This is a genomic window from Arthrobacter sp. SAFR-044, from assembly GCF_059414985.1.
Window position 1 is genome coordinate 148,125 of record NZ_JBPFDN010000003.1, and the last position, 24,845, is coordinate 172,969.

At 65.7% G+C, this 24,845-nt stretch carries 22 protein-coding genes, 1 pseudogene and 1 riboswitch; of the genes and pseudogenes, 8 read left to right on the forward strand and 15 right to left on the reverse strand.

Annotation, left to right across the window (positions count from 1 at the left end):
* Positions 1 to 98 precede the first annotated feature (98 nt).
* Both ACR65J_RS05745 and ACR65J_RS05750 read left to right on the forward strand, forming a co-directional pair.
* The gene (locus ACR65J_RS05745; protein WP_440166889.1) at positions 99 to 1,622 is read left to right on the forward strand and encodes a UDP-N-acetylglucosamine 1-carboxyvinyltransferase; all 1,524 of its coding nucleotides are present in this window, start codon (positions 99 to 101) and stop codon (positions 1,620 to 1,622) included.
* Positions 1,623 to 1,690: 68 nt separating this feature from the next.
* Positions 1,691 to 2,917: a glutamate--cysteine ligase 2 gene (locus tag ACR65J_RS05750; protein WP_440166891.1), complete on the forward strand. Its 1,227-nt coding sequence runs from the start codon at positions 1,691 to 1,693 to the stop codon at positions 2,915 to 2,917.
* Positions 2,918 to 3,029: 112 nt separating this feature from the next.
* Here the strand turns inward: ACR65J_RS05750 and ACR65J_RS05755 are convergent.
* A pseudogene (locus tag ACR65J_RS05755) lies at positions 3,030 to 4,421 on the reverse strand (HNH endonuclease signature motif containing protein); the annotation flags it as partial.
* Between the two features lie 136 nt (positions 4,422 to 4,557).
* Here ACR65J_RS05755 and ACR65J_RS05760 point away from each other — a divergent pair.
* On the forward strand, positions 4,558 to 4,875 hold the full coding sequence (locus tag ACR65J_RS05760) for a DUF1905 domain-containing protein (protein WP_440166892.1): 318 nt from the start codon (positions 4,558 to 4,560) through the stop codon (positions 4,873 to 4,875).
* Here ACR65J_RS05760 and ACR65J_RS05765 read toward each other — a convergent pair.
* The 6 genes from ACR65J_RS05765 to ACR65J_RS05790 form a co-directional block, all read right to left on the reverse strand.
* Positions 4,872 to 6,080 carry an O-succinylhomoserine sulfhydrylase gene (locus ACR65J_RS05765; RefSeq protein ID WP_440166894.1) on the reverse strand — a complete coding sequence of 403 codons (1,209 nt, stop codon included), beginning with the start codon at positions 6,078 to 6,080 and terminating at the stop codon, positions 4,872 to 4,874. The genes ACR65J_RS05760 and ACR65J_RS05765 overlap by 4 nt on opposite strands.
* Complete coding sequence (locus ACR65J_RS05770) at positions 6,081 to 6,491, reverse strand: rhodanese-like domain-containing protein (RefSeq protein WP_440166895.1); 411 nt, start codon at positions 6,489 to 6,491, stop codon at positions 6,081 to 6,083.
* Positions 6,488 to 6,763: a DUF1737 domain-containing protein gene (locus ACR65J_RS05775; protein WP_440166897.1), complete on the reverse strand. Its 276-nt coding sequence runs from the start codon at positions 6,761 to 6,763 to the stop codon at positions 6,488 to 6,490. Before ACR65J_RS05775 ends, ACR65J_RS05770 begins: the two co-directional genes overlap by 4 nt.
* A 13-nt stretch (positions 6,764 to 6,776) precedes the next feature.
* Positions 6,777 to 6,892, reverse strand: a riboswitch (SAM riboswitch).
* Positions 6,893 to 7,117: 225 nt separating this feature from the next.
* Positions 7,118 to 7,372 (reverse strand): hypothetical protein, encoded by a 255-nt coding sequence (locus ACR65J_RS05780; RefSeq protein ID WP_440166898.1) that lies wholly within the window; start codon positions 7,370 to 7,372, stop codon positions 7,118 to 7,120.
* 240 nt (positions 7,373 to 7,612) lie between these two features.
* The gene (locus ACR65J_RS05785) at positions 7,613 to 8,077 is read right to left on the reverse strand and encodes a pyridoxamine 5'-phosphate oxidase family protein (protein WP_440166900.1); all 465 of its coding nucleotides are present in this window, start codon (positions 8,075 to 8,077) and stop codon (positions 7,613 to 7,615) included.
* A gap of 59 nt (positions 8,078 to 8,136) precedes the next feature.
* Entirely contained in the window at positions 8,137 to 9,063 is a 927-nt protein-coding gene (locus ACR65J_RS05790; protein ID WP_440166902.1) for an aminodeoxychorismate lyase, read from the reverse strand.
* A gap of 94 nt (positions 9,064 to 9,157) precedes the next feature.
* Here ACR65J_RS05790 and cls point away from each other — a divergent pair, with 94 nt between their 5' ends.
* A complete protein-coding gene (cls, locus tag ACR65J_RS05795) occupies positions 9,158 to 10,633 on the forward strand; it encodes a cardiolipin synthase (protein ID WP_440166904.1) in 1,476 nt (491 codons plus the stop codon).
* 21 nt (positions 10,634 to 10,654) lie between these two features.
* On the opposite strand, the gene ACR65J_RS05800 is transcribed toward cls, so the two are convergent.
* The 7 genes from ACR65J_RS05800 to ACR65J_RS05830 all read right to left on the reverse strand — a co-directional run bounded on the left by ACR65J_RS05800 (position 10,655) and on the right by ACR65J_RS05830 (position 17,183).
* Positions 10,655 to 11,926 carry a multidrug effflux MFS transporter gene (locus tag ACR65J_RS05800; protein ID WP_440166905.1) on the reverse strand — a complete coding sequence of 424 codons (1,272 nt, stop codon included), beginning with the start codon at positions 11,924 to 11,926 and terminating at the stop codon, positions 10,655 to 10,657.
* Between the two features lie 146 nt (positions 11,927 to 12,072).
* A complete protein-coding gene (pabB, locus tag ACR65J_RS05805; protein WP_440166907.1) occupies positions 12,073 to 14,175 on the reverse strand; it encodes an aminodeoxychorismate synthase component I in 2,103 nt (700 codons plus the stop codon).
* Positions 14,176 to 14,230: 55 nt separating this feature from the next.
* Positions 14,231 to 14,764 carry a low molecular weight protein-tyrosine-phosphatase gene (locus ACR65J_RS05810; protein WP_440166909.1) on the reverse strand — a complete coding sequence of 178 codons (534 nt, stop codon included), beginning with the start codon at positions 14,762 to 14,764 and terminating at the stop codon, positions 14,231 to 14,233.
* A gap of 145 nt (positions 14,765 to 14,909) precedes the next feature.
* Positions 14,910 to 15,533, reverse strand: coding sequence for a LysE family transporter (locus ACR65J_RS05815; RefSeq protein ID WP_440166911.1), 624 nt, complete (start codon positions 15,531 to 15,533; stop codon positions 14,910 to 14,912).
* Positions 15,534 to 15,586: 53 nt separating this feature from the next.
* A complete protein-coding gene (locus ACR65J_RS05820; protein WP_440166913.1) occupies positions 15,587 to 15,979 on the reverse strand; it encodes a type II toxin-antitoxin system VapC family toxin in 393 nt (130 codons plus the stop codon).
* Positions 15,976 to 16,275 carry a type II toxin-antitoxin system Phd/YefM family antitoxin gene (locus ACR65J_RS05825; RefSeq protein ID WP_440166915.1) on the reverse strand — a complete coding sequence of 100 codons (300 nt, stop codon included), beginning with the start codon at positions 16,273 to 16,275 and terminating at the stop codon, positions 15,976 to 15,978. Before ACR65J_RS05825 ends, ACR65J_RS05820 begins: the two co-directional genes overlap by 4 nt.
* Before the next feature lie 89 nt (positions 16,276 to 16,364).
* Complete coding sequence (locus ACR65J_RS05830; RefSeq protein WP_440166917.1) at positions 16,365 to 17,183, reverse strand: methyltransferase domain-containing protein; 819 nt, start codon at positions 17,181 to 17,183, stop codon at positions 16,365 to 16,367.
* Between the two features lie 124 nt (positions 17,184 to 17,307).
* Here ACR65J_RS05830 and ACR65J_RS05835 point away from each other — a divergent pair, with 124 nt between their 5' ends.
* Positions 17,308 to 19,359: a phytase gene (locus ACR65J_RS05835; protein WP_440166919.1), complete on the forward strand. Its 2,052-nt coding sequence runs from the start codon at positions 17,308 to 17,310 to the stop codon at positions 19,357 to 19,359.
* Positions 19,360 to 19,440: 81 nt separating this feature from the next.
* Here ACR65J_RS05835 and ACR65J_RS05840 read toward each other — a convergent pair whose 3' ends face one another.
* A complete protein-coding gene (locus ACR65J_RS05840) occupies positions 19,441 to 19,947 on the reverse strand; it encodes a MarR family winged helix-turn-helix transcriptional regulator (RefSeq protein ID WP_440166920.1) in 507 nt (168 codons plus the stop codon).
* 209 nt (positions 19,948 to 20,156) lie between these two features.
* Between ACR65J_RS05840 and ACR65J_RS05845 the strand changes: the two genes are divergently transcribed.
* The 3 genes from ACR65J_RS05845 to dnaK all read left to right on the forward strand — a co-directional run bounded on the left by ACR65J_RS05845 (position 20,157) and on the right by dnaK (position 24,842).
* Positions 20,157 to 22,358 (forward strand): MMPL family transporter, encoded by a 2,202-nt coding sequence (locus ACR65J_RS05845; RefSeq protein WP_440166922.1) that lies wholly within the window; start codon positions 20,157 to 20,159, stop codon positions 22,356 to 22,358.
* Between the two features lie 84 nt (positions 22,359 to 22,442).
* Positions 22,443 to 22,739, forward strand: coding sequence for a hypothetical protein (locus ACR65J_RS05850; RefSeq protein WP_440166924.1), 297 nt, complete (start codon positions 22,443 to 22,445; stop codon positions 22,737 to 22,739).
* 234 nt (positions 22,740 to 22,973) lie between these two features.
* Complete coding sequence (dnaK, locus tag ACR65J_RS05855; protein WP_440166926.1) at positions 22,974 to 24,842, forward strand: molecular chaperone DnaK; 1,869 nt, start codon at positions 22,974 to 22,976, stop codon at positions 24,840 to 24,842.
* Positions 24,843 to 24,845 lie beyond the last annotated feature (3 nt).

Below are 24,845 nucleotides of genomic sequence, written 5' to 3' on the forward strand. Positions count from 1 at the left end.
TATCGCACGGGATGGGTAGACGCCTCCATGTGTCCCCCATCCCGGCGTGGGATAGCTGCTACGCCTGCCCAATAACTCATTTATGATATATTCTCGGTATGATCCAGGAGACCGCTGAACACGTTGCCGCCATGCTGAGGGACGCCCGGAGCGAGAAAGGGTGGACCCAAGGCCAGCTGGCTTCCGAACTGGGCACCAGCCAGAGCGCCGTGGCCCGGATGGAACAGGGCAAGCAGAACCTGAGCCTCAAAATGATCCAGCGGCTGGAACACATCTTTGACCGCACCATCGTGAACGTCGCCAAGCCGCAGATGACACACCTGCGGGTGGAAGGCGGGCGGACCCTGTCCGGCGCCGTGGACGTGAACAGCAGCAAGAACGCGGGCGTCGCCCTGTTGTGCGCCAGCCTGATCAACCGGGGCACCACCGTGCTCCGCCGCCTGGCCCGGATCGAGGAAGTCAACCGCATCGTCGAGGTGCTGACCAGCATTGGCGTGGAGTGCACCTGGCTGAACGACACCGATCTCCGCCTGCGCCGTCCCGCCGTCCTGGACCTGGACGCCATGGACGTCGACGCGGCACGCCGCACACGCAGCGTCATCATGCTGCTGGGCCCCCTGGTGGATGAGTCGCGGGAGTACCGGCTGCCCTACGCCGGCGGCTGCGACCTTGGCACCCGCACCGTGGAGCCCCACATGCAGGCACTGCGCGAGTTCGGCCTCTCGGTGGAGGCCACGGCAGGTTTCTACACCGTTCAGGCACCGCCTGCCGACACGCGGGACCGCTCCTTTGTCCTCACCGAGCGCGGGGACACCGTCACTGAGAACGCCATCATGGCGGCGGCACACCGGCCCGGAACAACAGTCATCCGCAACGCCAGCCCCAACTACATGGTGCAGGACCTGTGCTTTTACCTGCAGATGCTCGGCGTCACCATCGAGGGCGTGGGCACCACCACCCTGAAAATCACGGGCCGGCCCGAAATTGACACCGAGATCGAGTACTTCCCCTCCGAAGATCCCATCGAGGCCATGAGCCTCATCACCGCCGGCATCGTCACCAACTCCGAGGTCACGGTGCGCCGGGTTCCCATCGAGTTCATGGAAATCGAGCTGGCCACGCTGGGGCAAATGGGGCAGAAGCTGGAAATTTCCGGCGAGTACATGGCCCGCAATGGCCGCACCCGCCTGGTGGACGTGACCACCAAGCCCTCCGAGCTGCGCGCCCCCGAGGACAAGATCCACCCCATGCCGTTCCCCGGGCTGAACATCGACAACCTGCCGTTCTTTGCGGTCATCGCAGCGAACGCCCACGGCCAGACCATGATCCACGACTGGGTCTACGAGAACCGGGCGATCTACCTGACGGAACTGAACCGGCTCGGCGCGCAGGTGCAGCTCCTGGACCCGCACCGGATCTACGTCAACGGGCCCACCAAGTGGCGTGCCGCCGAGGTGGGTTGCCCGCCCGCGCTCCGGCCAGCCGCCTGCCTGCTGCTGGCCATGCTCGCCGCGCGCGGGGTATCCGAGCTGCGGAACATCTATGTGATCGAGCGTGGATACGAGGATCTGGCCGAGCGCCTGAACACCATCGGCGCCAAGGTGGAGTACTTCCAGGACTGATCATTCATGCTTCGTCATGAACGGCGGGCCACGGTTCCAATGCCTGCCCGCTGCCGCAGAATGTTCGTATGCGTACATTCGGCGTTGAGGAAGAACTCCTGATTGTTGATCCGGAGTCCGGAGAGCCGCTTGCCCTGGCAGACGCCCTCCTTGCCGGCCATCGCATTGCGGCGGATGATCTTCCCTTGGAGCCCGATGTCCACCATGCCGGAAAACAAGCGGATTACGACGACGAGATGGGCTTGAGTGCCGAGCTCAAGCTTGAGCAGATCGAGACGCAGACCAGGCCGTGGCTGGAACACGGGGGCCTGCTGGAACAGATCCGGGCAGGACGCGCCTTGGCGGACCAGGCTGCGAGGAAGCATGATGCCCGGGTGGCGGCGCTGGCCACCTCGCCATTGGCGTCCACCAGCCACACCACTCCGGACCCGCGCTACGCCAGGATGCTGGAACGCTTCGGGCTCACGGCCCAGGAGCAGCTGACCTGTGGCTTCCACGTCCACACGTTCATTGAATCGCCGGAAGAAGGCGTGGCCGTCCTGGACCGGATCCGGGACAAGCTGGCGGTTTTGACCGCGCTGAGCGCCAACTCGCCGTTCTGGAACGGTGTACCCACCGGGTTTGAGAGCTACCGCACCCAGGCGTGGAACCGCTGGCCCACCGCCGGCCCAACCGGCATCTATGGGACCTACCCTGCTTACCGGCGGGTGGTGGCGAGGCTGCTGGAAACCGGGGTCATGCTCGATGAAGGCATGCTGTACTTCGATGCCCGGCTTTCCCGCAACCACCCCACGGTGGAAGTGCGGGTGGCCGACGTATGCCTTCGGGCGGAGGACGCCGCCCTCATTGCCGTGCTGGTCCGCGCGCTGGTGGAATCAGCCAGCCGCGAGTGGCGCGCCGGTGTGGATCCTGCCCCCGTGCCGACGGTGCTTCTCCGGATGGCGTCCTGGCAGGCCAGCAGCGCGGGACTCAGCGGCGACCTCCTGGACTTTGGCAACTTCCGGCCTGCACCAGCTGCGGACGTGGTCCGTTCCCTGGTGGATTACTTGGCCCCTGTCCTGGCCGAACAAGGCGAGCTGGCGCTGGCCCGGCAGGGAGTGGAGGACATCATCGCCAGGGGAACAGGGGCCGCTGAACAGCGCCGTGCCCGCGACAAGGCATTGGCGGGACCACCACCTGAGGACATGGGGTTCGGTGCGGTGGTCCGCCAGGCCGTGTACGTGACGATGCGCGGCGGCCTGGACCTTTCGGACGTGGAGGCCACCCCGGAGCTGCTGCGGGTCCGCCAGTCCTGAGGGGCAGCAGCAGAAGCCGCAGGGAATTGGGCGTAGCTGATTCCTGCGTAGCCTGCTCCTGCGCAGCCAGTTTTTCCAGGATCGCTTCCTCCAGGAGACTTCGTTGCCCTGGCAGGATTCCCGGTGGCCAGTGGGTTGGTTGGGGGTCGGGGTGTTCGGGTTTGTAGTGGCGGCCTGTGGGTGAGGTCCAGCCGGGCGGTTCGTGTTCTGTTGCCTTATCGGGGATCCAGGGCCGTGCGTGTTTGAGTCGGTGGTGCTTGGGGCAGAGTTGTCCGAGGTTGCTGGTGCCGGTGGTTCCGCCGTGTTCCCAAGGCGTGAGGTGGTCGGTGTCGTTGTCCAGGGTGTGGTTGGTGCAGCCGGGGAAGGTGCATTTCCCGTCGCGCATCCGAATCCATTGTTTGATGGTCTCCGGTAACCGGTAATTCTTCCGGCCGATCTCCAGCGGTGCCCCGTCGCGGGGGTCGACCAGGACCCGGTAGAACGAGCCTGCCCCGTTCGCGACCAGCCGCCGTGCCATCGACGCCGGGATCGGGCCGAACCCGTCCAGCACCGCTGGCTCGTCCGTCAGGCCGAGGAGCGAGAATACCGGCACCGTGACCAGGACGTCGGCCCGCGGGGTGGGGACCTTCCCGATATCACCATCAGTCGGCGCACCTTCAGCCGTGGCGCTTCGGGCGCCGAGGAGCAGTGACGCTGCGATGTCGGGGCGTAGCTGGGTGATGGTGCGGGGCTCGTTGGGGCCCTGCAGGCCGCGGGCGGTGGCGGTGGTGCGGTTCCAGATGGCACACGCGGTGTCTCCGGGGAGGTAGAGCGAGATCCAGGCCATGCCGTCGCGGTCCGGGGTGTATTCCATCCGCCGGTCGGCGACGCCCTTGGCATGCCGCTTCTCCAAGGTCTCGGGGTGGTGGCGTTCCCGCCAGGCGCGGACTTTGGCGCGGAACCGTGACGGGACGAGCTCACCGGGGGCTGCGCCGCGGACCGGGTTGGGCGCGGCCGGGTCGAAGAAGTGCGCCACCAAAGCGGCGGCACCGTCCGGGGTGAGGCCTTCGGTTTCGTCGGCAATGACCTTGGCGTGCTGCCAGGACAGGTCCCCGGCGGCCAAAGCGTCCATCACCAGTGGCAGGGCGCATACCCGCCGGGACTGCTCCACGAACGCCCCGGCAGCGCCGGAACTGATGGTCAGAACACCCGCAATCTCCTCCACCACTGACATTTCCGCGTAGGTGCGCTCATGCACTGGCGCGTCCGGGGCAAGCATGGCCTGCTGGAATCCGATGCACTCCGCCGCATCGCGTGCCTTCACGGCGGCGAGCTGCGCCTTCAAACGGGACGAGACTTCCAGCCGTTCCAGTCGAAGCTCGTACCGCCGCTGCAACACATCAACATCAGCACCAACACCCACCCCGGCAGCCAGGAAAGAGTCCTCACGGTCCAGTGCATCAAGAGCAGCAACAGAGGCATGAACACCCTCCATAGCCACCTCACCACCTGCGCTGATTCCCATGGAAACATCATCCAACGAGGCACTGACATTCAAGCCTGCCATCTCAACCTTTCCGGTGGCGGCGCAACTGGCGCCCGGCGGCAGTTGGATCAGGAAACCATGGCGCCCGCCAGCCGGCCGTGGCATACTCTGGCGCGTGACGCCGTCGTACGCCTTTCAAGCTGAACTCTGGTTGTACCAGGGTGAGGCGGGATGGCATTTCCTCACCCTGCCCGCGGAGGTTGCTGACCAGATCGCGGAAATCAGCCCCGCAGCGCGCAAAGCGTTCGGCTCTGTAAAGGTCACGGCGGAAGTCAAGGGCCACGTATGGCAGACGTCGCTGTTCCCCGACAGTAAAAGCGCCTCGTACCTGCTGCCCGTCAAGAAAGCCGTCAGGGACAAGGCACACCTCAGCGCCGGTGACAGCGTACAAGTCCAACTGGACATCGAGCCGGACTCTTCCCCACCCAGCTAGATCTGCTTCAGTGCCTGTTCCAGGTCGCGGATGAGGTCGTCCGGGTCCTCGAGGCCCACCGAGAGCCGGACCACGCCGTCAGTCAGGCCGATGGCTGCGCGCCCCTCCGGACCCATCGCGCGGTGGGTAGTGGTGGCGGGGTGCGTGATCAGGGACTTGGCATCACCGAGGTTGTTGGAAATATCGATGATCCGCAGCCCGTCCAGCAGCGCGAAGGCCGCTTCCTTGCCTGAGCGTCCCCCGGATGAAGCAAGCTCGAAGGTAAGGACCGTGCCGCCGGCGCTCATCTGCTTTGCCGCGAGCTGGTACTGCGGGTGCGACTTCAGGAGCGGATACTTCACCCAGCCCACCGCCGGCTGTTCCTCCAGCCACTCGGCAAGCCGCAGCGCGGTGGCCGACGAGTGGCTGACCCGCAGGCCCATGGTCTCCAGACCCTTGGTCAGCACCCAGGCGTTGAAAGCCGAAAGCGCTGGGCCGGTGTGCCGCATCAACTGCTTCACTGGTCCCTCGATGAATTCCTTGGTGCCCAGGATGGCGCCGCCCATCACCCTGCCCTGCCCGTCAATGTGCTTGGTGCCGGAGTAGACGATGACGTCGGCGCCGAGGTCACCGCAGCGCTGCAGCAGGGGAGTGGCAAAGACGTTGTCCGCCACCACGGTGGCCCCGGCCGCATGCGCCAGTTCACTGACGGCAGCGATGTCCACGATCTCCTGCATGGGGTTTGACGGGGACTCGAAAAAGACGGCGGTGGTGGGCTTGGAGAGGGCTTCGCGCCACTGGTCCAGGTCCGGTCCGTCCACGAAGACCGTCTCCACACCCCAGCGGGGCAGGATCTCGTTCAGGATCACAAAGCACGAGCCGAACAGCGAGCGGGCCGCCACCACACGGTCGCCGGCAGCCAGCAGGGCGCCCAGCGCGGTGAATACCGCAGACATGCCCGACGCCGTCGCGAAGCATGCTTCGGTGCCTTCCAGCAGCCTGAGCCGCTCCTGGAAGGTGGCCACGGACGGGTTGCCGTAGCGGGAGTAGACAAAGCGCTCGTCCTCGCCGGTGAACGCGCGTTCGGCTGCCGCCGCGGATTCGTACACGAATCCGGAGTTCAGGAAGATGGCCTCGGACGTTTCCTGGAAGTTGCTGCGGTCCAGGCCTCCACGGACTGCCTGGGTATCGGGGCTCCAGCCGGCGGCGTCTGGGTTTAAGGTCACTTAGTTCTTTCCGAGGTTGGTGGGCAGGCCGCGGTTCTTCCAGCCATTGACGGTGCGTTCGCCGTAGCGGTCCGGTTCGCCTTCGAAGCCCTCCAGCACGCTGTAGGCGGTGAAGCCGGCCTGGGTGGCTGCAGCTGCCGCGGCAATGGACCGCTGGCCGGACCGGCACAGGAACAGCAGTTCCGCGCCCGGATCCTCCGGCGCCTGCTCCTTGAGGTCCTTGACGAAGTCGGGGTTGGGGATGCCACCAGGGAAGGTCCACTGGATGAAGAGGGGATCGTTGTCCGTGGCTTTGGTGTCCGGGATGCCGATGTGGGCCCATTCGCCCTCGGTGCGGACGTCCACCAGGACGGCACCCTGCTCCAGCTTGGCCCATGCTTCCTGGGGCGTCAGGTCTCCGGCGTAGCTCATGCGTGGCCCTCGCCGTCGAACTCGCCTTCAAATTCGGCATCCAGCTTGTCCACCGCGGTGGCCACGGCGGCATCGGCTGAGGCGATCGCGGCCGGAAGGACAATGGCCTGCGCCACGATCACGGTGGTGCCGTTGAAGGTTGCTGCCGGGCTGCCGTGCAGCACATAGCCGTCGGCGAGTGCAGCGGAGATCCGCTCACAGAATTCACGGTTGTCCGCGCCGGTAATCAGGCGGTAGGACAGTCTTTCGTCAGGGGCGGGTGCGTCGGACACGACGGATCTCCTTCTTTCACGTTTGCAGCTCGAATCGGTCGATATGCCGAGTATTCACCTGAGGCACCCCGCCGCGAAAGGGAGGGTTGCCGACCGGCAAGTCAGGGCTTGGCACCGGTACTCATTACTCCCCAAAAAAATAACACCTGCCGCGCCCGGCCGCATCGCCGCCGTCGTCATGTTCCGTAACTGAGCCCCAGTCGGACCGCCGGTGACACGGCACGAGCAGCGCCGCAGGTCAAAAAGTCCTTACCCGAGGCCGCCTCAGGGCATGAAAAATGCTGCGGCACAAAAGTGCCACAGCATGTAATCGTCTGCCGCCGGTTACCCGGGGCGCTGGAAGTCCGGAGCGCCTTAAACGAGGCGCGGGTAGCTGCTGAGGATGTAGTCCGCGGCGGCCGGTCCTTTCATGCGCAGTCCGTTATGCCGGACCGAAACCTTGTGCTTCATGGCAGCCCAGAAGCTGGACTCGTTGCCCGTGGGCTGTTCGTTGACGAAGCACCAGCTGGTGTACAGCCCGTAAAGGCGGTCGCGGTCGAGGCTGGATTCCGAGGCGTGGTCTGCGTAGGTGGCTTCGTGGAGGAAAAGATCAAACTGCGAATTGGCCATGATGGCGTCCCTTCGCTCGGTGCGTGGTGCCGCCGGTAGGCTGCAGCGGCGAACCTCGATGCCCTGCACAAAGTGGCAAAGGATTATGTAGGCGCATCCCTCAGATTTCGGGGGAAGCCCAAGCCCTCTCACCAACTTGTCTACGATGTAGACTTTACCCGGAGACAAGATATGAGGCAACCGTCCCACTTAAAGATGGAGCGGGCCAGGTGTTTGGGAAACGTGCTTGCCCGGGCGGCACTATTCGAAGGATGCCCGGCGCCGGTCCTGCAGGCGGGTGTTCCAGACGTCCGGCCGGTTCACCCGGAACCGTCGCCCCGTGAGGGCTTTGGCGTTGAGCCTGATGTAGTTGGCCTTTTCGCCTGGCTGCCACGGTTCCAGGCCAAGCCTGTCCACGGCATCCTTCACGCCCTGGTCCTCGAGGATCTCGGTTTCGCCCCGCACCACCACACTCCATGCCTGTTCCGAGGCGGGGTCATAGCCGTCGATCTCCAGTGCCGCCGGCCGTTCCATCCGTGCACCCCAAAGCTTTGATCCGGGCGCCGTGCGGAAGACGATGCTGCGCAGGTGGACAGCGTAGTTCACGGGGAAGATCTCAGGATGTTCATCCACCACGATGGCAAGCCTGCCCACGGTGTCGTTGTCGAGGAGTTCCCAGCAGTCGTCGAAGGACAGGTTTTCAATCGGCAGGTTTCGCGAGTCCATGGTCCACACCTTACGGGTGATGCCGGAGCGGGAAAAGGGATTGCGCCGCTTGACGCGGACTAGTGGATGCCGGCGAAAAGTTCACTCAACTCGGCGGTCAGTTCCTTCTGGATGGACGGGGTGCCGATTTCCTTGCCGTCGATCCGGTTCACGGGGGCCAGCAGGCGGACGCTGGAGATCAGCCAGACCGCGTCGGCGTCCGTGAGGTCCCGGGGCTCCAGCGGACCGTAGCCCAGTTCCCAGCCCGCCGCCTTGGCGGCGGCGAAGAGGGCGCCCTGCGATGTTCCGGCCAGAATGCCGCTGTCCAGCTGCGGGGTGATGAGACGCTTCACTGTTGTGCCGTCGTCGGACTTTTCCACATGCGCAAGCAGCACGGTGGAGGTGGGGCCCTCCAGCACGCGACCATCAGAGGACAGAAAGATGACGTCGTCGGCGCCCTGTTTGTGGGCATGGCGCAGCGCGGCCATGTTGACGGCGTAGGAGAGCGTCTTGGCGCCCAGGAGCAGCCACGGCGCCCGTTCGGCCACATCACTGTCGTAACCCCGGTCAAGGAGGATGACGTCGATGCCCGTTTCCCGCTGCCGGCGGCCGGCAGCCCCGGCCGGCGACGCCTGCACCCAGGCCGTGGGCGCTGCGCCTTCCACGCCGCGGGTCACCACCAGTTTGACCACCAGTTCATCGGCGGCGGCGTCTGCCGGCGGGTTCTCGGATCGGTGCCGTGCAACCGCAGCCGCAATAACGCGCCGCCACGCGTCCTGGTCCGGGATGACCAGGTCCAGCGCCGCGGCGGAGCCCCCAAGCCGGTCCAGGTGGGCCTGCATCTTCCGCACCGTTCCACCCACGGCCAGCATGGTTTCGAAGACGCCGTCGCCGCGGGTGACCCCGAGGTCGGTGACCAGCAGCTGGGGTTTGGTGGCATCGGCCACCCTGCCGTCGGGGAAAGCGGGATCGAGGAAGGCGAGAACCACGGGGGCTGGTGAGGTCATGGCACCAGCTTAGTGCTGTACCGCGGATAAGCTGGGCGGAGTGCACCGGCCGGAAGCCGTCCTCCGGAGCCCAATCTCCCCGGGGGTTTTAGACGTGTTGTGGCCTTTCTCGCTTGCCGGCACCGCGCCGACGTGGGTGGTGGTGCTCCTGGGCTTCGCCGACCTGGCCATCCGGATCCTGGCGCTGGGCATCATCCCCGGCAACCGGCGCCCCACCACCGCCATGGCCTGGCTGCTGGGCATCTTTTTCATTCCGTTCGTGGGCATTGTGCTGTTCCTGCTGTTCGGCAATTTCCGGTTGTCCAGCCGCCGGCGGGCACAGCAGCAGCTGGTCAATGAGCGCGTGCAGGCCGGCATCACCGCGCTTTCCGATGTTGAAAGTGACTACCCGGGTCCGGAATGGGTGAAGTCCGCTGCTGAACTGAACCGCACCCTGGGTTCCCTGCCCATGGTGGACGGCAACTCCGTGGACCTCATTCCGGGCTACCCCGATTCCATCCTGGAGATGACCAAGGCGGTGCGGAAGGCGAAAAAGTTCGTCAACGCCGAGTTCTACATCATGAGTTCGGACCATGTCACCAACGACCTGCTCACGGCGATGGAGGAAGCCGCCGAACGGGGAGTGGAGGTGCGGCTCCTGTTCGACCACATCGGAACCCTGCGCATCAAGGGGTACCGGAAGCTGCTCAAACGCCTCCGCGCCGGCAAGATCCAGTGGAAGCGGATGCTGCCGCTCCTGCCCATCCATGGCCAATGGCGCCGGCCTGACCTGCGAAACCACCGCAAGATCATGGTGATCGACGGCGAAATCGCCTTCACGGGTTCGCAGAACCTGATCGAGCCCTCCTACAACAACCCCCGGCACCGCAAGGCAGGCCGAGAATGGGTGGAACTGATGGCATGCCTGCGCGGCCCCATCGTGACCACCCTGAACGTCGTCTTCGCCACCGACTGGCTCAGCGAGACCGACGAGTCGCTGGAACACCAGCTGCAGCTCCCGGCCAACCCGGAACCCGGCCACGTCACGGCCCAGGTGGTGCCCAGTGGCCCCGGCTTCATCACGGAAAACAACCTCCGGCTCTTCAACACCCTCATCTATTCGGCCCAGCACCGGATCTCCATCTGCAGCCCCTACTTCGTGCCGGACGACTCACTGCTCTACGCCATCACCACCGCTGCCCAGCGCGGCGTGGATGTGGAACTGTTCGTCTCCGAGAAGGGCGACCAGTTCCTGGTCCACCACGCGCAGCGGTCCTACTACGAGGCGCTCCTTGAGGCCGGTGTGCGGATCTACCTGTACAAGGCCCCGTTCGTGCTGCACGCCAAGCACTTCACCATCGATGACGAGGTGGCCGTCCTGGGCTCCAGCAACATGGACATGCGGTCCTTCTCGCTGAACCTGGAGGTGTCAGTGATGCTGCTGGGGGAGGACATCGTGAACAAGATGCGGGCAGTGGAGGACACCTACCGGGACATCTCCCATGAGCTCAAACTCGCGGACTGGCTCAACCGGCCCCTCGCCGCACGGTACGTGGACAACGTGGCCCGGCTGACGGCCACGGTTCAATAACAAGTCCAGCCCCCGCTGCGGCTAGTCTTCGGCACTGACCCGCCGGCCGTCGTCGTGCTCCGCGTGCTCAGGCCAGCCGCCCTTCCGGTAGGCGGGCGTCCCTAAGGCAAGCACCAGCACCGCCACGGTGCAGCTGCCGATCATGACGGTGACCATCGACAGGGAATTCCCGCCCAGCAGTCCCACCAGGGGGCTCACCAATCCCGCGACGCCGGACTGCAGGGCGCCGATGACTGCCGCCGCCGTTCCCGCCATGTGGCCGTAGTTGTGCAGGGCCAGCACGGAGGCGTTCGCCGGGATCATCCCCTGGGCTGACAGGACCAGCCACAGGCCGGCCACCAGGCCGATCGGGCCCCCGGCGCCCGTGGCAACCACCGCCAGCAGCACCAGGGCCAGGCCCAACTGGACCAGCAGGGCGGTGCGCAGGAGACGGACCGGCGGGAACTTGCGGACCAGGGCGGCATTGAGCTGGGCCGAGAGGACAAGCGCTGCGCCGTTGAGGGCGAACACGAGGGCGAACTGCTGGGCGGTAAAGCCGTATTCGTTCTGGAAGACGAAGGGTGAGCCCACCACGTAGCTCATGATCAAGGCGAGCCCCAGTCCGGGGATCACGGCCAGGGCCATGAAGTGCCTGTCCCGCAGCAGCGACCAGTAAGCGCCCGCCACGTGGCGGGGGTGGCCCGGGCTGCGGCTGTCCTCCGGCAGGGTTTCCGGCATGAACTTCCAGACGATTGCCACCAGGACCACGCCGATGAGCGCCAGTGCATAGAAGACGGCGCGCCAGTCCCAGAGCGCGGCGATGGCCTGGCCCACGGTGGGGGCCAGGAGCGGGGCAACGCCGATGACCAGCATGAGCCGGGACAGCAGCTGCGCGGCGGCGGAACCGACGAAGCGGTCACGGATCACTGCGAGAGCCACCACGGCAGCGGCGGCGTTGAAGAAGCCCTGCAGGACCCGCAGCCCTGTCAGCGTTTCGATGTTCGGCGTGATGGAACACAGCAGCGAGATGGCCACGTGCAGGGAGATGCCGATGAGCAGCGGCAGCCGCCGTCCGAACCGGTCCGAGAACGGACCGATCACCAGCTGGCCGAGCCCGCCCCCTACGAGGGTTCCGGACAACGTCAGCTGGACAGCGGTCTGGGTGGTGCGGAGATCGGCCTCCACAGCGGGCAGCGAGGGCAGGTACATGTCCGTGGTGAGGGCCGGAAGCGCGGCCAGCGCACCAAGCATGAGGACGTACTTGGCGCTGCGCGGTGCCTTGCTGGTGTTCTGGGGAGGGGAGAGGTCCGTCACGCGGCATACCTAACTTGTGGGGAAAGCACCCAGGGTTGGGTCCGCCGCATGGCTTGAGCGGTTCAGCTGAGGTCAGGGGCGTACCCCCGGCCGCTTCTTTCTAAACGGGTGTCCGCAGTGTGGATGCGCCGTCCTCCCGGATTGCGTCAGTCTTCCGGGAAAACGGCGCCCAGGGTGGAAAGCACCCCGTAGGCCTTGGTCCTGATTTCCTCGTATTCGTCGTCCGGCACCGAGTCCGAGGTGATGGCACCGCCGACGCCGAGCGACAGCTCAGCCGTTCCGTCACCGGCCGTGCTGATCACCAGCGTCCTGATGGCGACGGCGAGGTCGGCCGCCCCGTTGAGCGACAGATAGCCGATGGCACCGGAATAGAGTCCACGCGGCCCAGCCTCCAGGTGGTCCAGGATGGCCATGGTGCTGATCTTGGGCGCGCCCGTCATGGAACCGGCGGGGAAGCACGCGGCTACCGCCTCTGCCCTCGGTGCGCCGGGGAGGAGGCGGGCGTCGATGGTGCTGACCATCTGGTGGACCGTGGCGTAGCTTTCGATGGCGCAGAGCCGGCTGACCGTCACGGAGCCGGGCTCCGCAAAGTGGCTGAGATCGTTGCGCAGCAGGTCCACGATCATGATGTTCTCGGCCCGGTCCTTCAGCGAGGTGGCCAGCTCCTCGCGCAGCCGGCTGTCCTCCTGCGGGTCAGCAGCCCGGCGCCGGGTGCCCTTGATCGGCTCGGCGCGCATGCCGCCGTCGGACGCGATCTTCAGGAACCGTTCCGGCGAGGTGCTGGCCAGGGCGAGGTTCCCCAGCCGGAGGTAGCTGGCGAACGGGGCGGGGTTCCTGCGGCGCAGCGCCAGGTAGGCGGTCCATGGATCCACCGAACCGGCCGGGACCCGGGCTTCGAGCGTGGTGGTCAGGCAGACCTCATAGGTGTTTCCCTGGGCGATTTGATGCTGGGCAGCGGCGATTTTTTCCCGGTACTGTGCGCCCGTGTCGCGGCTGCGGAATGCGGGAGGTACAGGAAGTACGACGCCGGTGCTGCCGCCGGCTTGCGCTGCCGGGCCACCCGCCGGCTGTCCTCCGGCGCTCGCGGTTTCGACAGCTTCCCGGGCCTGCGCCAGCCAGTTCACGGCGTCGGGGGCCTCAAGGGCCAGGAGCCAGGCTGCGCCTTCGGTATGGTCCAGGACCACGGCCCGGCCGGCGAAGACCAGGGCAGCGTCCGGGGTGGGGGCAGGCAGGTCGCTGCCGCCGGTTTCGCGTTTCAGCTCGTAGCCCAGGCAGCCGAGCCAGCCCAGGGTGAATTCGGAGGGATAGCCGTCGGGGGTGCGTACGGCCCTGCGGCCCCAGACGGTGTCCAGCCAGCGGAAGAAGGGGCCGGGGACCTTGGCAGTGGCGGAGCCTGCGCTGATCAGGCTCACCCCCGAACGGTGCGTCACGAACTGCCCGAAGGTGCCGGCGTCGTCCGCCATGATGCTGAACCGGCTGCGCTCGGCGGCAGTCCGCGCCGCCGGGTCTGCACTGCTTTCTCCCCGGCTGTCCGGCAAGCTGCCCGCGTTGGAGGAGTCCAGCCACACTGCATTGGGGGAAGTTCCGTACAGCGACTGGAACAGTGCCGGTGCGTCGGGGAAAGCGTCCACGCGCTCGGCATGGAGCCGAAGGCCGCGGCGTGCGGACAGTTCCGGGGCCAGGGCAGGCGCCAGGGCCGGCAGGTAGGGGAGGAGCTTCAGCAGGTCCCCCGGGGCTGATCCGTCGGCGAGGTTTTGGACGCGAAGGTCTGCGTGGCCCGGTACGTCGTCCCGGCCCAACCACTCTTCCTCCTGGGCGCCCCATTGGTCCCAGTAAGGCTCATAGGTTGCGCCGTCGCGGTCCAGCGCCCGCGTACGGCGGACGTCGTCCGGGGACTCGGCCCAGATCACCGCGCCAAGCATGGGCCGGGCAGCCTCCGCGGCGGCCCCCACTCCCTCCACGATGACGATCTCTGCAGGCAGCGTGACCCGGGCGTCGCCGTCGTAATGGTGCTCCCAGTCCCAGCTGGTCCAGGTGGCCGCCTCGCCGCGGCTCAGCGGAGTGAGGACAGCGGTGACATAGCGCTCCACGCCGGCCGCCAGGCCGTCCCACCCCGGGTAGATGTCCTCAAGGTGGAACAGCGAGACCTTGTGGTGGGCGCGGAGCCGGGCCGCAAGTTCGACGGCAAGGGTGGTCTTCCCTGCGCCGGAGCGCCCGTCGATGGCGATGATGACGGGGGCTGGGCTCATGGACTAGAGCGTACCGTTTTCCGTACCCGCGCCGCTTGTATTCAGCGCTCCGCAGCTAGTGCGGTTGCAGTTGCGTGTTCTGCAGGACGGCTGCCTTGATGTGGTGGACCAGGCCCGGCAGCGCCGTGTGGATCTGGTGCCAGACAGCGTCGAAATCCGCATGCCCGCCGTACCAGGGGTCCTCGATGCCCTGGTCCAGCCGGTCCCTGTCCGCCATGGCGGGATCGAAACTGCGGAGCATCCGGATTTTGTCCAGGGATTCCTGGTCCGGGGCGGCTTCGCTCAGCCAGGCGTAGTGGTCGATGTCCAGTGCCAGGATCAGGTCGCGCTCGCGGAACCACTCCGGCTCCCACTCTCGGGCCACGTGATGTTCCGATGCCAGCTGGGTCACGGCCAGGCGGCGGGCCGCGCGGGGATCGATGGGACGCCCAGCCTCGTACCCGGTGATGCCGGCGGAGTCCACCTTCACCAGCCCGTCCAGGCCCTCGCGTTCAAGCGCTGCCTGGAGCATGAGCTCGGCCATGGGGGACCGGCAAATGTTGCCCGTGCAGACAGTGATGACGCGGTATGCGCTCGACGTTGAGGTCATGGGACTAAGCATGCGCGCTCCGGGCACCTTTGGCTAGCCGCCGGTTCACAAAGTTTTACAGGCTTGTAAAGATGCATTACTCGGTCTGAAAGGGGTACAAGAAATGATGGTGTAAACGCGCGGAACCCTTGAATGCATCCGCCTGTCAGTGGATCAGGGCCAGCAGGATGCCCACGCCCACGAACAGGACGCCAAACACCTTGCTGAGGACTCCTTGGCCCCGTTCGGTGCTGGTGAACCGCTGGAAGGACCGTGCTGCTGCGGCAAAGAAGAACCACATCACCACGATGTCGATCGCCACGATGGTGGCAGTGAGAATGGCGTACTGCGTGAACAGCGGCTGGTCGGGCCGGATGAACTGGGGAGTGAAGGCCAGGAAGAACACGATTGCCTTCGGGTTCAACAGGTTGACCCAGAACCCACGCCTGAAAATGGACCAGGCGGGCTCGTGGCGGAGGATGGCTGCCTGCTCCTGCGCCACAGTGGGTTTGCTGAGGAACTGGCGGACGCCCAGGTACACCAGGTAAGCCGCGCCGGCGTAGCGGATCACGTTGAAGGCCACGGGGGAACTCGCCACCAGCACGCCAACGCCCAGGGCCACAATCAGGACGTGCACAATGAGGGCCGCCTGCTGGCCCAGGATTCCCCAGATGGACCGGCGGAAGCCGGCATTGAGGGAGTTGCTCATGGTGTTGATGGCCCCGGCACCCGGGGTGAAGCTGATCAGGACGCCGGCGCCCGCCAGGGCCAGCCACAGGGAAAATTGCACTGATCAATCTTACGGCCAAGCCCAGCTGTTCCACGGCGGGGCGTCCTGGACCCTTACCAGAGCGTGGGAACGGGTTCGAAGGCCCGGAGATCGTCGTCGGCGGTGACGAGCGTGAACCCTTCCACCATGGCCTGGGCCGCCAGCATCCGGTCAAACGGGTCTTTGTGATCCCAGTCCAGCTGTCCTGCGGCAAGGGCGTGGGGTGCGCTTATGCTGATCTCCGAGGCGTAGAGGTGGGCAATCTGCCGTCCGAAGCTGGTGACGATCGCAGCCCCGGAGGGGAGCTTTCCCTGCCGGTGTTTATAAGACAGCTCATAGGCTGTCACCGGGGAGACGAAGACCTGGTTTTCGAGTTTCGTGATGGCATTCCTGGCTTTGGATGAAAGCTTCCTGGGCTCGGCGATCGCCCAGAGGAACACATGGGTGTCCAGCAGCAGCTGCGTCACTCGGCAGCTCCCATTTCGTCGTCAGTCCAAGGGTCATAGAATTCATCGGGAATCTGCAGCGGCGCAAGGAAGCCCAGCTCCCGCCTGGAGGGCCGCTCTATTTTGACCAGCCGTGCAACGGGTCTGCCGGACTTTGCTATGACCACATCCTCACCGCGTTCCACAAGGTTCAACAGCTCGGAAAGGCGCGTTTTGGCTTCCTGGACGTTGTATTGTCCCATGTTGACCAAGTCTACTTGGTCAACCTCCACCGCAATAGGTTCTGACCAGTAGTCGTTGTCGCCGTAGTACGTCATATCCCGACGCTACGTCGGTCCCATTCGCGCAGGAAGGGCGGGCGCAGGCTATGTGGACAACCCTCAGGCTATGTGGACAACCCTGGGAATCAGGCCCGCGCGATGACCTCGCCATTGGGGATCAGGAACCAGCCGTCGTCCGTGGAGCCCCAGCGGTGCCAGCCCGCTGAGATCCGGGCAAGGTCGGCCGGGTTGGCGAATCCGTACTCAAGCGCCTGCTCGGCGAAGGCCGAATGCAGCACCCTTTCACCCCAGACGCGTGCCTGCCAGCGGCGCTGCTGCGCCGTGGCGTAAAGCCAGTTGCTGCTGGTGGGCGCGACGTCGGTGAACCCCGCAGCCTGTGCCCAGCTGACCAGCCGCCGCCCGGCGTCGGGCTCCGCCCCGTTGCGGCGGGCAATCCGCTGGTACAGGTCCATCCACTCGTCCAGCTCGGGAACGTCGGGGTACCAGCTCATGCCATGGAAGTCGGCGTCGCGGACAGCCACGATGCCGCCCGGCTTCGCCACCCGCCGCATCTCCCGGAGCGCCTCGACGGGGTCCGTCAGGTGCTGCAGCACCTGGTGGGCGTGGACGACGTCGAACGTCTCGTCCGGGAAGTCCAGGTCGTAAATGTTGCCCGCCACGAATTCCACGTTGGGCACTTCGCGTTCGACGGCGAGCGCCTGGGCCTGGGCCACGATGTCCGGTGAGCGGTCCAGGCCGGTGACCTTGCCGGGGCTGACCAGGGCGGCGAAGTCGCAGGTGATGGTGCCGGGCCCGCATCCGACGTCGAGCAGCGTGGACCCGGGCGTGAGGTACGGGAGGACGAACGCCGCGGAATTTTCGGCGGTCCTGGCGGCATGGGCGCGGACCACCGATTCGTGGTGGCCGTGCGTGTAAACGTCATCTTCAGGCTGCTGCGCACTCATAACCAAACGCTACCAACGTCTCGTCAAACCCCGTAGGGGGCCCGGTTAGGGAGGGTGGAAAACCCCGTACCCGCGGTTAAAAGACCGGCATACGCTGTGCGGCATCAAGCTTTGGGAGGACAGGGTGACAATCACATCCAAGTTCGTTTCCGCGCTGACGGCGGCGGGGCTGCTCGCTGGGCTGTTCGTGGGGCTCAATGCCCAGGTGGCGAACGCGGCTGTGGCACAGGTGGGCGCCACGGTCGAAACTGCCCCGGTGCACGGCACGGGGGATGCCGCGGATGACGCCGCGGTCTGGATCCATCCCACAGATCCGTCCAAGAGCACCACCATCGGAACTGACAAGAGCACTGACGGGCACGGGCTGGTGGTCTACGACCTCTCAGGCAAGGAATTGTTCTACTACCCGGACGGACGGATGAACAACGTCGATGTCCGCTACAACTTCCCCCTGGGCAGCAGCAAAGTCGGGCTGGTCGGTGTCACCAACAGGGTCCGCAGCCTGGACTTCTACAAGGTCAACGAGTCGGACCGCTCGCTGACGAAGGTGGGCAGTTTCGCACCCACCTCAAATATTGCTACGCCCCGCGGGTTCTCCTTCTACCACTCGCCGACCACCGGAAAGTACTTCGCATACGTCACCGACGTCGGCAAAGTGGAACAGTGGGAACTTGACGGTTCCACCGGGTCCGTCACCGGCAAGCTGGTGCGCAGCTGGACGGTGAGTGGTCCGGCCCACACCGAGGGCCTCGTAGCCGATGATGAGATGAACCGGCTGTACATAGCCCAGGAGGACATCGGGGGGATCTGGCGCTTCGGCGCGGAGCCAGGCGACTCGACAACCGGAACCAAGGTGGTCAGCACCACCGAGAACGGCGGCGACATCGTCCAGGACATCAAGGGCATCAGCATCTACTACGGCAGCGGAGGCGCGGGGTACCTGCTGGCCGCGAGCCAGGGCTCCAACCGGTTCCACGCCTATGCCCGGGATGACAACAGGCCGCTGGGAGCTTTCGCCATTCCCACCGCGAACGGGATCGACGCCGTGACCGGGATGGACGGGATAGACGTCACCAACTTCGGGGTGGGCGGTCCCTTCCCCCAGGGCTTCTTCGTTACGCAGGACACCAGCAACGACACCGGTAAACAGAACTTCAAGGTGGTGCCCTGGCAATCCATTGCTGCAGCATACTCGCCCGCGTTGCTCGTCGACCCCGCCTACGATCCACGCAGGATCGGGGCAGGATCCACGCCGACGCCCGATCCCACCACGCCTCCGCCCGGCGACACCGTGCCCCCTGAAACAACCATCACTTCGGGGCCGGCTGCAACGACAACGTCCACGAGTGCGTCCTTCGCCTTCACGTCGAGTGAAGCCAATTCCACGTTCCAATGCAGCCTGGACAGCGCCGCACGCGTCAACTGCACCTCACCCCAGGCCTACACCGGGCTGTCCGCCGGGTCCCACACCTTCAACGTCTGGGCCAAGGACGCGGCGGGGAACACCGATGCCACGGCTGCCACCCAGACCTGGAGCATCAGCGCCGGCGACACGGGCGGCGGCACCGGCACGATTACCCGCGGGGCGGTCAGCCAGGCCGTGAACACCGCAACGAGTACCACGCTTACCATCCCCAAACCGGCCAATGTGGCCGAAGGTACCCTGATGGTCAGCTGTGTTGCCCTGAATGGCGGCACCGTCACGGCGACGGGTGCTCCGGCCGGCTGGACACGGCTGGCTGCGGCGACCAGCATCGCGAATCCGAAGGTTTACGGTTTCTACAAGGTGGCCACCGCCGCCGAGCCGGCCAGCTATTCCTGGACGACGACTTCGACGACGAGCGGCGGGGGTATCGCCACTTATTCCGGCGCGGCCGGGCTTGACACCGCTGCCACCACCGCGGCCGGAGCGGCAGCGTCGTCGGGCACCGTCCCGGCAGTGACCACCACAACCGCGAACGCGATGCTCGTCGGATGCATGAGCGTCAACTCCGGCTCAGTGACCCTCACCTCGCCGGCGGGGATGACCCAGGCAATCGAAACCGGCGCACGCCGGTTCGAAGTTGCCGACGGCGTCCAGGCAGCCGCGGGACCGGGCGGTGCGAAGACGTGGACGTTCAGTGCCGCCCGCGAGTGGGCCGGATGGCTGGTGGCGGTTCGACCCAAAGCACCGTAATCCCGCCGCGCTGTTGCCAGCGCAGGAGGGCCGTCCTGGATGCTCCGGTACGGCCCTCCTGCTGTGCCGGCGGATGCTGGATCACGCCCCGGCGGATTCGGTCCTTGCAGCTACGGTGGCGTCGATCATTGCCGTCATGAACCGCGTGACAGTCTCCAGTTCCTCTTCGGAGAACGCGGCCAGGGCGCTGCCCATGTGCTGGGCGAGTGGTGCAAAGATGGCCCCGCCCTCCTGGAATGCCTTGGGGGTCATTTTCAGCTGGACCTGCCGCCGGTCCGTGCTGTGCCGCTCACGAACAACATGTCCTGAACTGTCCAGCCGGTCGATCAGCGCCGTCGTGGCGGGGGAGCTCAGGTTCAACTCCTTGCGCAGCAGGCCGGGCGTCACCACGTTGCCCCGTGCGGTGTGCCGCATGATCACGGCCAAGGCGTTCATGTCCGTGCGGTGCATGTCCTTCCGCTCTCCGGCAGCATCCACGTACCGGTTCGCCTCAAGAGTGAACTCCTGCAGGATCCTGAGCAGGGGGTGGCCGAACTCCCGTCCTGCCGGTGCCGAGGGGGATGGGTCCGGAACACTGTTAGCCGCCATCTCCACCTCCCGTTGTCCGGTTGCAGCGCGTTGCTGCCCAAGCGTCCTGACGGATATTACTCCAGCCAAGGTCCAGGAGGCGGCCGACTGCTCCCCGGCGACCTGCTGCCGGGTCAAACCAAAAAAGCTTGACTGGCACTTATCTCTGTCATGGAGATAATCTATGCTGGAACAAATACTACTCCTCCTGCTCACCCACGGAAGGCATCATGAAACGCACAAAAGTTGGCAGGGAACTTGTCCCGTTCTGGCTGCGCTGGCTGGTCCCCGTTGTCCTGGTGCTGGCCTGGCTGGGGCTGGCCGGGGTTGGTGGGCCCACCTTCGGCCGCTTGGACGAGGTGTCGTCCAATGACCAGGCATCCTTCCTGCCCGCCAGCGCCGAGGCAACGGAAGCCCAGGACTGGCAGGCGAGGTTCCGCGACTCGGATGAGGTTCCCGGCATTATCCTCATCGAGAAAAACGAGGTTTTCACGCCCCAACAGCTGGGCGGACTGGCCACCCTCAAAGCCGACCTTGAGAAGCTCAAACTGGGCAGCACCGTCATCGGTCCGATTCCGTCCAAGGACGCCAAGGCCGTCCAGTTCGTGGTCCCCATCGGATCCTCGACTGAGGTCAAGGACGCAGTGAAGGAGCTCCGGGACACCGTGAAAGAGGCTGCCCCTGAGGGGGCCCAAACCTTCGTCACCGGCCCCGCTGGACTGGCGGCAGACCTTACCGCGGCCTTCGGCGGCATTGACGGCATCCTCCTCCTCGTGGCCCTGTCCGCCGTGTTCGTGATCCTGCTGATCGTTTACCGGTCCCTGCTGCTGCCGATCATGGTGCTGCTGACCTCGGTGTTTGCCCTCTGCGCAGCCATCCTGCTGGTGTTCGGCATGGCCAAGGCCGGCTGGATCCAGCTCAACGGCCAAAGCCAGGGCATCCTCTCCATCCTGGTGATCGGCGCCGCCACGGACTACGCACTGCTCTTCGTGGCCCGCTTCCGCGAGGCGCTCACCCACACCGCCAACCGCACAGCCGCCGTCCTGACCGCCTGGAAAGCCTCCTTTGAGCCCATCCTGGCTTCCGGCGCCACCGTGATCATCGCCCTGCTGTGCCTGCTCTTCTCCGACCTGAACTCCAACAAGGCCCTGGGCCCGGTGGCCGCCGCCGGCATCCTGTGCGCCCTCTTCGCCGCGCTCACCCTGCTGCCCGCCCTCATGGCGCTGCTGGGCCGGGCCGCGTTCTGGCCGTTCCGGCCCAAGCTCCTCCCTGCGGATGAGCGCGAACCTGAGCTGGTCACCGGACTGGAAGGCCAGAAGGGTCTGTGGCGGGCCACCGGGTCGCTGGTCTCGCGGCGCCCCCGGACCGTGTGGGTTGCCTCCGTCCTCCTGCTCCTCGTTGCCGCAGGCGGCCTGTTCCAGCTGAAAGCCAACGGCGTGCCGCAGACGGACGTCATCCTCACCGCCTCGAACGCGGTGGACGGCCAGGATGCGCTGGCCCGCCACTTCGACGCAGGCAGCGGCAGCCCCGCCGTCGTGGTTGCAGACCAGGGCAAGGCGGCGGAGGTGCTGGACAAGGTGAAAGCGGACGACGGCGTGGGCGAGGCTTACCTGCTGGGCCCCGGCAGCGTGCCCATCACCGGAGCCCCCGGCGCACCCAGCGCCCCGGACGTCCGGGACGGGAAGGTGCTGATCAACGCCACCCTGAACGATGCCGCCGACTCACTGGAGGCGGAGGAAACCATCAAGGCCCTGCGCACCGAGGTGAAGGCCGTTGATCCCGGTGCCCTGGTGGGTGGCGTAACTGCTACAGCGCTCGACACCAACACCACGGCCCAGCACGACCTGGTGGTCATCATTCCGGTTGTCCTGGTGGTGATCCTCTTCATCCTGATGCTGCTGCTGCGCTCCATCGTGGCCCCGGTCCTGCTGGTGCTCTCCGTGGTGGTGTCCTACGCAGCCGCGCTGGGAGTCTCGGCCTTCGTGTTCAACAACCTCTTCGGCTTTCCGGGAGCTGACGCCACCGTTCCGCTGTTCGGCTTCGTCTTCCTGGTGGCCCTGGGCGTGGACTACAACATCTTCCTGATGAGCCGGGTCCGCGAGGAATCGCTCAAGCACGGCACCCGGCCCGGCATCCTGCGCGGCCTGGTGGTGACCGGCGGCGTCATTACCTCGGCCGGCGTGGTGCTGGCCGCAACCTTCGCCGCCCTTGGCGTCATCCCGATCATGTTCCTGGTGCAGCTGGCCTTCATCGTGGCGTTCGGCGTCCTGCTGGACACCGTGCTGGTGCGCTCGCTGCTGGTGCCGGCCCTGGCCTACGACATTGGACCGAAGATCTGGTGGCCCAGCAAGCTGGGGCGGACGGACGGCGGGAACGCCGTGCAGCCGCGGAAGCCCGGCGTCGAGCCCCTGGAAGAGGTTCCCAGCAGATGATCCCTGCCCTGTTGGTGCGTGCAGCCCGTCGATAGACTGCCAGTGCGCCCCTACGGACGCCGAGCCTCGAAGGAGAGATGCACCATGACTGAGAATCCTGAAGTTGCAGCCGAGGAACCCCGCAAGGGCAGCAGTGCGCCCGGACTGGAGGGGGAGGGCGGCCAGTATGTGGACGGCGACTACGGCGACGCCGGCACCATCAACGAACCCGAACGCGATGCCGCTGACGGGGAATACGAAGAAGGCGACTACGGCGATGCCGGCGCTGCCGGTGGTGCCCGTACGGAGCGCGCCATCCGGGAGGGGCTCACCGGCGGGCAGGTCCAGGCGACGGACGAGGAGCGCGGACCGCTCCATGGTGACCGGAATACGGAACGGTAAGTAGCCCGGCAGGCACGTTCTCGCATAGCGAACGTGCCTGCCGGCGTCGTATATTTGCGCCCTGATCCGCGGGAATTCAAGGAGTGCCGAGGTTATTTCTGACCATTGCACGCAAAGTTGAGCGTCCTTCACTCAACTTTGGATTGACATCGTTGGCGCCCTGAGTAGAGTTGAGTGCAGAACGCTCAATGCTTAGGGCGCCAGCCAGTTTCCAAGGAAAGAAGGAAGCAACACATGTCACGTGCAGTAGGTATCGACCTCGGAACCACCAACTCCGTCGTCTCCGTTCTCGAAGGTGGCGAGCCCACCGTTATTGCCAACGCCGAGGGTGGCCGCACCACGCCGTCCGTCGTTGCATTCTCCAAGTCCGGCGAGGTCCTGGTTGGTGAAATCGCCAAGCGCCAGGCCGTCAACAACATCGAGCGCACCATCGCTTCGGTCAAGCGCCACATGGGCACCGACTGGAAGGTGGACATCGATTCCAAGAAGTACACCCCGCAGGAAATCTCCGCGCGTATCCTCATGAAGCTGAAGAACGACGCCGAGTCCTACCTGGGTGAAAAGGTCACCGACGCGGTCATCACCGTCCCGGCCTACTTCAACGACGCCGAGCGCCAGGCCACCAAGGAAGCCGGCGAAATTGCAGGCCTGAACGTCCTGCGCATCGTCAACGAGCCCACCGCCGCAGCACTCGCCTACGGTCTGGACAAGGGCAAGGAAGACGAACTCATCCTGGTCTTCGACCTCGGTGGCGGTACCTTTGACGTCTCCCTGCTGGAAGTGGGCAAGGACGAAGACAACTTCTCCACCATCCAGGTCCGCGCCACGGCCGGTGACAACCGCCTCGGCGGCGACGACTGGGACCAGCGGGTTGTTGACTACCTGCTGAACCAGCTCAAGGTGAAGGGCATCGACCTCTCCAAGGACAAGATCGCCCTGCAGCGCCTCCGCGAAGCAGCTGAGCAGGCCAAGAAGGAACTCTCCTCCTCCTCCAGCACCAACGTCTCCCTCCAGTACCTCTCCGTCACCCCCGACGGCCCGGTCCACCTGGACGAGCAGCTGACCCGTGCCAAGTTCCAGGACCTCACCAAGGACCTGCTGGAGCGCACCAAGAAGCCCTTCCACGACGTCATCAAGGAAGCCGGCATCAAGCTCTCCGACATCAACCACATTGTGCTGGTCGGCGGTTCAACCCGTATGCCCGCCGTCTCCGAGCTGGTGAAGGAACTGGCCGGCGGCAAGGAGCCCAACAAGGGCGTCAACCCGGACGAGGTCGTGGCCGTGGGTGCAGCCCTGCAGGCCGGTGTGCTGAAGGGCGAGCGCAAGGACGTCCTCCTCATCGACGTGACCCCGCTGTCCCTCGGCATCGAGACCAAGGGCGGCGTGATGACGCACCTGATCGAGCGCAACACCGCCATCCCCACCAAGCGGTCCGAGACCTTCACCACGGCGGATGACAACCAGCCGTCCGTGGCCATCCAGGTCTTCCAGGGCGAGCGCGAGTTCACCCGGGACAACAAGCCGCTGGGCACGTTCGAGCTGACCGGCATCGCCCCGGCACCGCGCGGCGTTCCCCAGGTTGAGGTCACCTTCGACATCGACGCCAACGGCATTGTCCACGTCTCCGCGAAGGACAAGGGCACCGGCAAGGAACAGTCCATGACCATCACCGGTGGCTCCAGCCTCTCCAAGGAAGACATTGACCGCATGGTCCGTGACGCCGAGGAGCACGCAGCCGAGGACAAGGCCCGCCGCGAGGCCACCGACACCCGCAACACCGCCGAACAGCTGGCCTACTCCGTGGACAAGCTGATCGCCGACAACGCGGACAAGCTGCCCGAAGAGGTCAAGACCGAGGTCCAGGCCGACGTCGACGCCCTCAAGAAGGCCCTCGAAGGCACCGACGATGCCGCTGTGAAGTCCGCGTTCGAGAAGCTTCAGGCTTCCCAGACGAAGCTGGGCGAGGCCATCTACTCCCAGCCCGGTTCGCCGGACGGCGCAGCCGCTCCCGGCGCTGAGGGTGCCTCCGGAGCTTCGGCAGGGTCCTCGGACGAGGACATCGTCGACGCCGAGATCATCGACGAAGACGAAGCGAAGAAGTAACCC

What these genes read in the sequence shown, in the direction of transcription:
- ACR65J_RS05830 (WP_440166917.1), bottom strand. Translation starts at nt 17,183, where the DNA reads ATGAGTGCGCAGCAGCCTGAAGATGACGTTTACACGCACGGCCACCAC.
- ACR65J_RS05785 (WP_440166900.1), bottom strand. Translation starts at nt 8,077, where the DNA reads ATGGACTCGCGAAACCTGCCGATTGAAAACCTGTCCTTCGACGACTGC.
- ACR65J_RS05790 (WP_440166902.1), bottom strand. Translation starts at nt 9,063, where the DNA reads ATGACCTCACCAGCCCCCGTGGTTCTCGCCTTCCTCGATCCCGCTTTC.
- ACR65J_RS05745 (WP_440166889.1), top strand. Translation starts at nt 99, where the DNA reads ATGATCCAGGAGACCGCTGAACACGTTGCCGCCATGCTGAGGGACGCC.
- ACR65J_RS05825 (WP_440166915.1), bottom strand. Translation starts at nt 16,275, where the DNA reads ATGACGTACTACGGCGACAACGACTACTGGTCAGAACCTATTGCGGTG.
- pabB (WP_440166907.1), bottom strand. Translation starts at nt 14,175, where the DNA reads ATGAGCCCAGCCCCCGTCATCATCGCCATCGACGGGCGCTCCGGCGCA.
- ACR65J_RS05840 (WP_440166920.1), bottom strand. Translation starts at nt 19,947, where the DNA reads ATGGCGGCTAACAGTGTTCCGGACCCATCCCCCTCGGCACCGGCAGGA.
- ACR65J_RS05810 (WP_440166909.1), bottom strand. Translation starts at nt 14,764, where the DNA reads ATGACCTCAACGTCGAGCGCATACCGCGTCATCACTGTCTGCACGGGC.
- ACR65J_RS05750 (WP_440166891.1), top strand. Translation starts at nt 1,691, where the DNA reads ATGCGTACATTCGGCGTTGAGGAAGAACTCCTGATTGTTGATCCGGAG.
- ACR65J_RS05780 (WP_440166898.1), bottom strand. Translation starts at nt 7,372, where the DNA reads ATGGCCAATTCGCAGTTTGATCTTTTCCTCCACGAAGCCACCTACGCA.
- ACR65J_RS05770 (WP_440166895.1), bottom strand. Translation starts at nt 6,491, where the DNA reads ATGAGCTACGCCGGAGACCTGACGCCCCAGGAAGCATGGGCCAAGCTG.
- ACR65J_RS05845 (WP_440166922.1), top strand. Translation starts at nt 20,157, where the DNA reads ATGAAACGCACAAAAGTTGGCAGGGAACTTGTCCCGTTCTGGCTGCGC.
- dnaK (WP_440166926.1), top strand. Translation starts at nt 22,974, where the DNA reads ATGTCACGTGCAGTAGGTATCGACCTCGGAACCACCAACTCCGTCGTC.
- ACR65J_RS05850 (WP_440166924.1), top strand. Translation starts at nt 22,443, where the DNA reads ATGACTGAGAATCCTGAAGTTGCAGCCGAGGAACCCCGCAAGGGCAGC.